Annotated in this window: 6 protein-coding genes and 1 pseudogene; 4 read left to right on the top strand and 3 right to left on the bottom strand. The window is 73.6% G+C overall.

The window, feature by feature from the left end; translation table 11 throughout:
- A pseudogene (locus tag AC07FY_RS30690) lies at positions 1-101 on the top strand (ABC transporter permease); the annotation flags it as partial.
- Positions 102-244: 143 nt separating this feature from the next.
- Complete coding sequence (locus tag AC07FY_RS30685; protein ID WP_479012936.1) at positions 245-1,285, top strand: AraC family transcriptional regulator ligand-binding domain-containing protein; 1,041 nt, start codon at positions 245-247, stop codon at positions 1,283-1,285.
- 106 nt (positions 1,286-1,391) lie between these two features.
- On the opposite strand, the gene AC07FY_RS30680 is transcribed toward AC07FY_RS30685, so the two are convergent.
- On the bottom strand, positions 1,392-1,796 hold the full coding sequence (locus AC07FY_RS30680) for an aggregation-promoting factor C-terminal-like domain-containing protein (RefSeq protein WP_478999116.1): 405 nt from the start codon (positions 1,794-1,796) through the stop codon (positions 1,392-1,394).
- Between the two features lie 1,648 nt (positions 1,797-3,444).
- On the opposite strand from AC07FY_RS30680, the gene AC07FY_RS30675 reads away from it, so the two are divergent.
- Positions 3,445-4,188: a hypothetical protein gene (locus tag AC07FY_RS30675; RefSeq protein WP_479012934.1), complete on the top strand. Its 744-nt coding sequence runs from the start codon at positions 3,445-3,447 to the stop codon at positions 4,186-4,188.
- A 110-nt stretch (positions 4,189-4,298) separates the two neighbouring features.
- Positions 4,299-5,060: a lysophospholipid acyltransferase family protein gene (locus AC07FY_RS30670; RefSeq protein WP_479012931.1), complete on the top strand. Its 762-nt coding sequence runs from the start codon at positions 4,299-4,301 to the stop codon at positions 5,058-5,060.
- A gap of 73 nt (positions 5,061-5,133) precedes the next feature.
- Here the strand turns inward: AC07FY_RS30670 and AC07FY_RS30665 are convergent, their stop codons facing one another.
- On the bottom strand, positions 5,134-5,856 hold the full coding sequence (locus tag AC07FY_RS30665; RefSeq protein WP_479012929.1) for an ATP-binding protein: 723 nt from the start codon (positions 5,854-5,856) through the stop codon (positions 5,134-5,136).
- 33 nt (positions 5,857-5,889) lie between these two features.
- Positions 5,890-6,882, bottom strand: coding sequence for a glycoside hydrolase family 26 protein (locus tag AC07FY_RS30660; RefSeq protein WP_479012927.1), 993 nt, complete (start codon positions 6,880-6,882; stop codon positions 5,890-5,892).
- Positions 6,883-7,159: the final 277 nt, after the last annotated feature.

The raw sequence follows: 7,159 nt of genomic DNA, 5'->3' as shown, positions 1-7,159 counted from the left end.
TCCTCCTCATCCTCATCGTCGGCATCGCCATCGACCTCCTCATCTTCAGCCCCCTCGAACGCCGCGTCCTGCGCACCCGCGGCCTGCTGGTCACGAGCTGACCGAACGACCCGCCGCACCCGCCGGGCGCCCGGCGGCCCCCACCTGACGGAGGCCGTCGGCACGGCGGTGCGCAGCGGGGAACGGGCAGGGCTCATACCGCCCCCGGGTACGGTTCGGGGCGGCTGGTAGCCTCGGGCTTCCCATGCTTTCCTCCCGTATCGACGGCACGGTGTCGGCCCATCTCACACGTTCCCTCATGGGCGCCCTGACCGGTGCCGGTGCGGGCAGGCTCGCCCGTGTGCCGGACCTCGCCGCCGGAGTACTGGGGAACGACCTGGCCAGAATCTCGACGGCGTCGCTGCTGCGGGTGTGGGAGAACCTGGTCCTGCTGGAACCGCACACGCTGATCGGGCCCCTGATCCTCGAAGACGCCCCGATCGGCACCTTCGGCACGTGGGACTACCTGATCACCTCCGGGCCCACGCTGCGCGAGTCGCTCACCCAGGCCGTGGACCTCATAGCCTCCCTCGGCGATCCGGCCGCGGAGAAGCTGATCGTGGAGGAGGACGGGCGTCACTTCACCGTCCGCCACGCGACGGGCACCTGGGGGCCGGACGTGGTGCAGGCGGTCGACCTCTTCGCCCTCTCCATCTTCCTGACGCGGGCCCGCGCCGCGGCCGGCCGCCGGCTCGTCCCCTCCCGCGTCACGATCACCCACCGCCCGCCGCAGCGAGCCCGGGAGCTGGCCCGGCTGTTCGGCACGGCCCGGATCCACTACGACGCGCCCCACAACTCGATCTCGTTCAGCGAGGACGACGTACACGCGCCGCTGCCCAAGGCGCAGCCGGGCATGGACCGGATCCTGGCCCACCACGCGCAGTTGGTCCTGGCGGCGTCCCAGCCCGTCCTCCAGTGGCACGACCACTTCCGGACGGTGCTGACCGCGGCGCTGCGGGAGGACTCCCTGACCCTCGAGACCGTGGCGGACCGTCTCGCGATGAGCCCCCGCACGCTCCAGCGCCGGCTGGCCGCGAACGGCACCACGTGGCGTGCGGAGGTGGAGTCCGTGCGCCACGAGCACACCATGGAGCTGCTGCACACCACCGATCTGCCCTTGCAATCGATCGCGGGCCGGGTCGGGTACAGCGACGTGCGGGCCCTTCGGCGTGCGGTGCACCGCTGGGAGGGGCGGGCGCCCGGCGAGGCGCGCAGGGCCGTGCACCGGGCGCGGTCCGCCGGCTGAGTGTCGCCGGGCGGGGCCCGTCGGCCACCGGTTACGCGAAGACGCCCGGCCGGAGAGGTCCGACCGAGCGTCTTCGTGCGGGGAGCAGCGCTCTCGGCGCGCGTTCCTAGTACCAGTGGTTGGCGGACCAGAACTTCCAGGCGCCGACGGGGCTGCCGTAGCGCTCGTTCATGTAGGTCAGGCCCCACTTGATCTGGGTGGCCGGGTTGGTCTTCCAGTCCGAGCCCGCCGAGGCCATCTTCGAGGCCGGCAGGGCCTGGACCAGGCCGTAGGCGCCGGAGGAGGAGTTCGTGGCGGTGTGGTTCCAGCCGCTCTCGCGCGAGATGATCTTGTCGAATGCGGCGAACTGGGCCGGGTCCTTGATCATCTGCCGGGCGATCGCCTTGGCGCTGGTGGGAGCGGCCTGCGCGGGGACGGCGGCCAGCATGGAGCCGGCGACGCCCAGGGCGAGGGCGCTGCCCGCGAGGGCCTTCTTCGAAGCGGCGATGCGGCGGATGACGGCGTGGGACACGGAGAGACCTTCCGAAGGGGACGGGGGCGGTCGCGGCACGCCGAGGCATGCGTGAGCCACTCACGCGAAGGAGAGGGGTTCGTCGGCGGGGAGTGGAGCACCCCGGCCGCCGTGCGACTCATCCAGTTCTACCGACCGCCCACCCCGCTGGCAACGAGGCCTGTTACTACCCGGCCTCGCAGGAGGGGGCCGATGGCCCCTCGGCGGGGAAGTCGATGCCGGGCAGACGGCGGGGCGTGCGCGGGGCCGGTGAGGGACCTGCCGCGGCTACTACCGCGGCTCGTATGTGACGTGGGTCCTGTGGGGCGGGTCACCGCTAGGCCGCCCCGATCTCACCCTATGTGTCCGGTTAATACCTTTTGTCAGTGTGGTGCGGGCCACCTTCCGCCCCCGAATCGAAGGAATCCGGCGCACGGAGGCGGTCCTCTCCAAGGGGCGCCGACCCGCCCCCGGGACACCGGCATCCCCGCGCAGAGGGACGCCCATGTGCCGGTGGCGCGGCATGGGTGTCAACACCGCGCGACGCCGCTCAGCCTTCCGTCCGATGCGATCCGGCCGGGCGGCCCTGGCCCGGCTGCGCCCTCCCCCACCCCGTGGAATCGGGCCCTGGACAGCCTTCCGGCGCGGACCGCGGGTGGTCCGGGGCCGCCCGGGTGCCGGCACGGGACGGCCCGCGTGTGCGAAGTGGATCTCTTTCGATGCCGGCATGCCTGGCGAAAAGGGGCCCGTGCGGTGCGACCGCACGGCGACGAGAGGGAGCACCGTGACGTCTCAGGTGGTCGAGGAAGCAGTCCCACCCATTCCGGGCCAGACCGGGCCGTCCGTCCGCGCGCTCGACGCCGCCTCCGGCCCCGGACCCGCGGGCGGAGCCGGCCGGGGACCTGACGCGGAGCTCCTGATCGCGGCGTCCGTCCTGCTGGCGGAGGCGGCCCTGACAGCGAAGCGGGCCGGTGCGGAACTGACCGGAGCGGTGAGCGGATGGCGGTTCGGGCTGGCCGCCCTGCGCCGGCCGGGGTGGGCACTGGGCACGGCAGTGTCGTGTGCGAGGGCGCTGACCAGCCCTTCAGGGCTGGGGTTCGGTCCGAACGGCGGACTGGTCGGTGAAGTGGCCCGGATGGCGGGAAACCTCACCTACCGCCGCCCGGCCGCGGTGGCCATGGCGGTGGACGCGCATGACGCACCTGCGCGGTGGCCGGCCCGGGCGACCGGTGCGGATGCGCACGCCGTCCGGGGCTTTCGTCGTACCGCTGACCCGCGCGGCCGCCGAAACCCTGTTGACCTGCGCCGACGGTGCGGGAGCGCTGGGAACCGCGACGCGTCTCGCCGCCGACGGCAGCCGGTACGCCCTGTCGCCGCACGTGGCACCGCCGGACGCGTGGGACGCGGCGACGCAGCACGGACTCGACGGCCCGGCAGGCCAGGTGGCCGAGCACCTGGTCCGGTTGCCGACTGCCCGGCGGCAGGACGGCACCCTGGACCGGGACCTCTGGCGCCACGGCATGCTGCGGCTGAGCCGGCTCGTCGTGCTGGGGGCGGGCGCCGCCGAGGACACCCTGCTGAGCGAACTGGTGACGGCGGCGGGCGCCTCGGGCGGCCGTGCGTACGAGGCGCGGGCGGCGGCGCGCTGCGGCGGCGCCTCGCGCCGTACGTGGCGGCCGCCGAACCCGGCTCGCTGGCCGGCCGGCTGGCGTCCGGGCGCCGGGATGCCGAGGAGACGTACCCGGCCGTCGCCCACGCTCTGGCCCTGGTGTCGACGGCCACCACCGCGTCGGCGCTCGACGCCCTCGCCCCGAGCGGCGCAGCTGCGGCCGAGGAGGCCGTGGAGTCGGCCCTGGACCGGCATCCGCCGCTGTCCGCCGTGGTGTACCCGGTGTGCGTGCCGGTCGAGGCCCACGGCACGGCCCTCGGAGCCGGTGACGAGATCCTCTACCTGCCGCAGCTGCTGGGGCCCCGCGCGGACGGGGAGCGGACGGATCCGTCCTGGTCGTTGTGCGGGAGCCCGTCCGGCTGCGCGGCCGCGCGGTTCGCCGCGCTCGTCTGCGGGGAAGTCGTCCGCTGCGTCACGGCCCACGGCGCGCCGTGGGCGGGCGACCCTGCGGCGGCCGGGCGGCTGGCCGGTCACGGCATGCGCGGGCAGGCCGCCGCGGACCGGCTGGACGGGCACGCGGAGACTCTGTCCGCGTGCCACCGACCCGGGCTGGAACGGCAGCGAGGCCGGCGAACGCTTCCGCATGGTCCTGCTGGCACACGCCGATCGCTGCTCCCGGGCGGCCACGGACGTGCGGCGCGCCGCCCGGCGGTTGTCGGACTGATCCCCGGGGCTGGGCGGGCACTGCCCCGCCCAGCCCCCCGGACGACGAGAATCACGCGGTCGTTTCCGGAACGGCCGTGATCAACAGGCCACGCCGCCGTTGAACCGGCGGAAGACCCGGGTCGCCGACAGCTGGTCGTCGACGTGCGATGTGACAGTGAGGTCCGATCGTGAAGGACAGCGTGGCCGAGATGATCAAAGCGACAGGGGCGGAACTCACGGCCGTCACACGGCTGCTCGGCGAGGCCGGAGGCGTGGCGTGGGACCGCCTCCTCGACTGGCTGGTCGACGACTACTTCCGGGTGGTCGCGCTGGGCCTGGAGAACATCCCCACCGAGGGCCCGGCCGTGATCGCGGTCAACCACTCCGGCGCGTGGGGCCTCGACGCGTTCGTGCTGGACAAGGTCCTGGGCCGGGCCCTGGACCGGCGCGTCCGCTTCCTCGCGGCCCCGTTCGTCTTCCGCACCCCCATCCTCGGGCGGCACGCGCGACGCAACGGCGCCCTCCCCATCGGTCCGACGGCCGGAGTCGACCACCTCAACGCCGGGCAGCTCGTCGGGGTGTACCCGGAGGGCATCGCGGGGCTGGAGAAACCGTTCACCGAGCGGTACCGGCTGCGCTCCTTCAGCCCCGGTTTCGCGGTCGCCGCCATCCGCTCGGGGGCGCCGGTGGTACCCGTGGGGATCGTCGGCGCGGAGGAGGCCTGCCCGAAGCTGGGCGAGGTGCCGACCCTCGCCCGGCTCCTCGGCGTGCCGTACTTCCCCGTGACCACGCCGTTCCCGCTGCCGTCCAACTGGACCATCACCATCGGCGAACCGATCCCGGCGCCCGCCCGTCCCGAGGGCCTGGCCGCCCGCCGGGACGCCGCCCGGGGACTGAGCGAGACCACGCGGACGGCCGTACAGGAGCTGATCGACCGCGAACTGGCCGAACGGGAGAACCTCTTCGACTGACTGCCGGGTCGGCGGTCGGTCACCCGGCTCCAGGTCCGTCGTCCATCCCGGCACGCGGGCCGTCCCCGGGCGGTCACGACGACCGGTCTGCGGTGTCGGTCGTGTCTGCGGTGTCGGTCGTGCCTGCGGTGCCTGTGGTGCCCGGGGTGTCGGTCGCGTCGGTCGTGCGGCAGTCACCGCGCCGGTCTTCGACGCGGAGGTGCAACTGCGGCCAGGCCGTGGCCAGGAGCGGGAGATCGACAACCGCCGGCATGCCCGCCGGCCCCACCGGACCGTCCGGCCTGAAGTGGACGAGCGTGCCGCTGGTGCCGTCGGGCCGGACGGGTTCGAGAGCGGTGACGGGCACTCCGTAACCGTACGTCTGCGTCCAGGCGCCGCCCGCGCGGCGGTTGGTGTGGACGAGCCATTCGCTGAGCGCGGCGACCACGGACATGCCGCGCCGGGGGTGGCCGTCGGGAAGCACCTCGGCGTGCGGGAGGTCGAAGAACCGGAGGTCCTTCGTCGCCATCACCGGCTTCCGCACGTTGCGGCCGTGCTCGTCCGGGCGGGTGTCGGTGCCCCGCCCGTCGTCCCGGACGGACACGGACCCGTCGGGGTGGAGTACGACGACGCACCGTCCCCCGCCGTTGCCCGCGGCTTCGTCGGCGGCGTAGGCGAGGACCTCCAGCACCAGGTGCCAGGGCCCGTCCGGGGCGAACTCCGCGGGGTTCCGCCGGATGTGTGCCAGATGCTCCCCGTCGACGACGGCGGACCAGTCATGGGTCGTGTTGGCCCAGGGGGGCTTCGGTGCGTCCACGGGACCGAGTATCCCAGGCCCCCGCCGCGGCGATCAGTCGTCCCACGGCCCGGGCCGTACGGCCGACCACCGCTCCTCCCCGACCGCCAGGAACTCCCGGAACACCTCCGCGGAGCGCGGGTTGTCGGCACACTGCCACACGCCGTGCGGGCAGTAGTCGGTGATGCTGTGGTATAGGGGCCGGTGGTCGGCGATCCATGCCAGCATGCTGCGCATGTAATCGGGGTTGTCGCCGTTGCGGAACAGCCCCCATTCCGGGTACGAGATGCGCTTGCCGTGCGCCTTCGCGAAGTCGACCTGCTGTTGCAGGCCGTACGGCTGGCTGACCTGCTCCTCGAAGGTGTGGCCGGGCGGCTGGTCGTAGGAGTCCATGCCAATGACGTCGACCACGTCGTCGCCCGGGTAGCACGTGGTCCAGGCGATCGCGTCTGCGCCGCGGTTGGGGGCGAAGTCGAAACGGAACCGCTGGCTGCGCACCGAGCGCATGGCGCCCACGATGCGCCGCCAGTACCGCTTCCAGCTCCCTGGGTCGGGCCGGCACCGGTGGGTGTAGTTGAAGCCGTTCATCTCCCAGCCGAGCACGATCACCGTGTCGGGCACTCCGAGGGCCACCAGACGTGTGGCCAGCCGCTGGAAGTGGTGGTCGTACGTGCCCTTCGCGCCGGAGCGCAGCAGCTCGGCGACCCGGGCGTCGGAGGCGCCGGTCTCGTTGCCCTCCAGCATGGGCACGTTGAGGACGAACAGCCGATCGGCCTCGGCGTTGCGCCACTGAGCCCAGCTGCGCAGGGAGTCGGGTGCCCCTTCTATGTTCGCCCAGGTGTCGCCGGGCAGGTACGTGTGCCCCGCGCGCAGTTCGGTACCGCCGAGCCAGTCCGAGAGTTCCCCCATCCGCTCGACGCCGGGCGAGCCGTAGTGGAGGTAGGCGCCCACCGCGACATCGGCCCCGGCTCCGCCGCCGGCGGTCTGCCGCGGAGGTGGGGCGAGGGCGCTGCCGGTGACGAGCAGGCCGACGGCGACCGTGCTCATACAGGCGCGCGTCAGCCTGCGACCTCGATGGGACATGGTGTCTCCACACGCCTCGCGGACGGATGTGTACGGCAGCGACGGTATGCGTCGCGTGCGGCCCACCGCCTGTTCGGTGTTCCGATCATCGGCCATTCGCGGCAGCGGGCGGCCTGCGCTTGACCCGCCCGGGTGACTCCGGACGGCGCGGCGCACGGGCCGTCGCGTGTCCGCTTGACGCGGCGGACCGGCGCACCCGGCCGGCGGCTCGTGGCGCCCGGCGGTAGCGGTCGGGTCGAGC

It is taken from the genome of Streptomyces sp. NPDC045967 (assembly GCF_056430495.1).
This window is presented reverse-complemented; position numbering and strand designations above follow the sequence as displayed.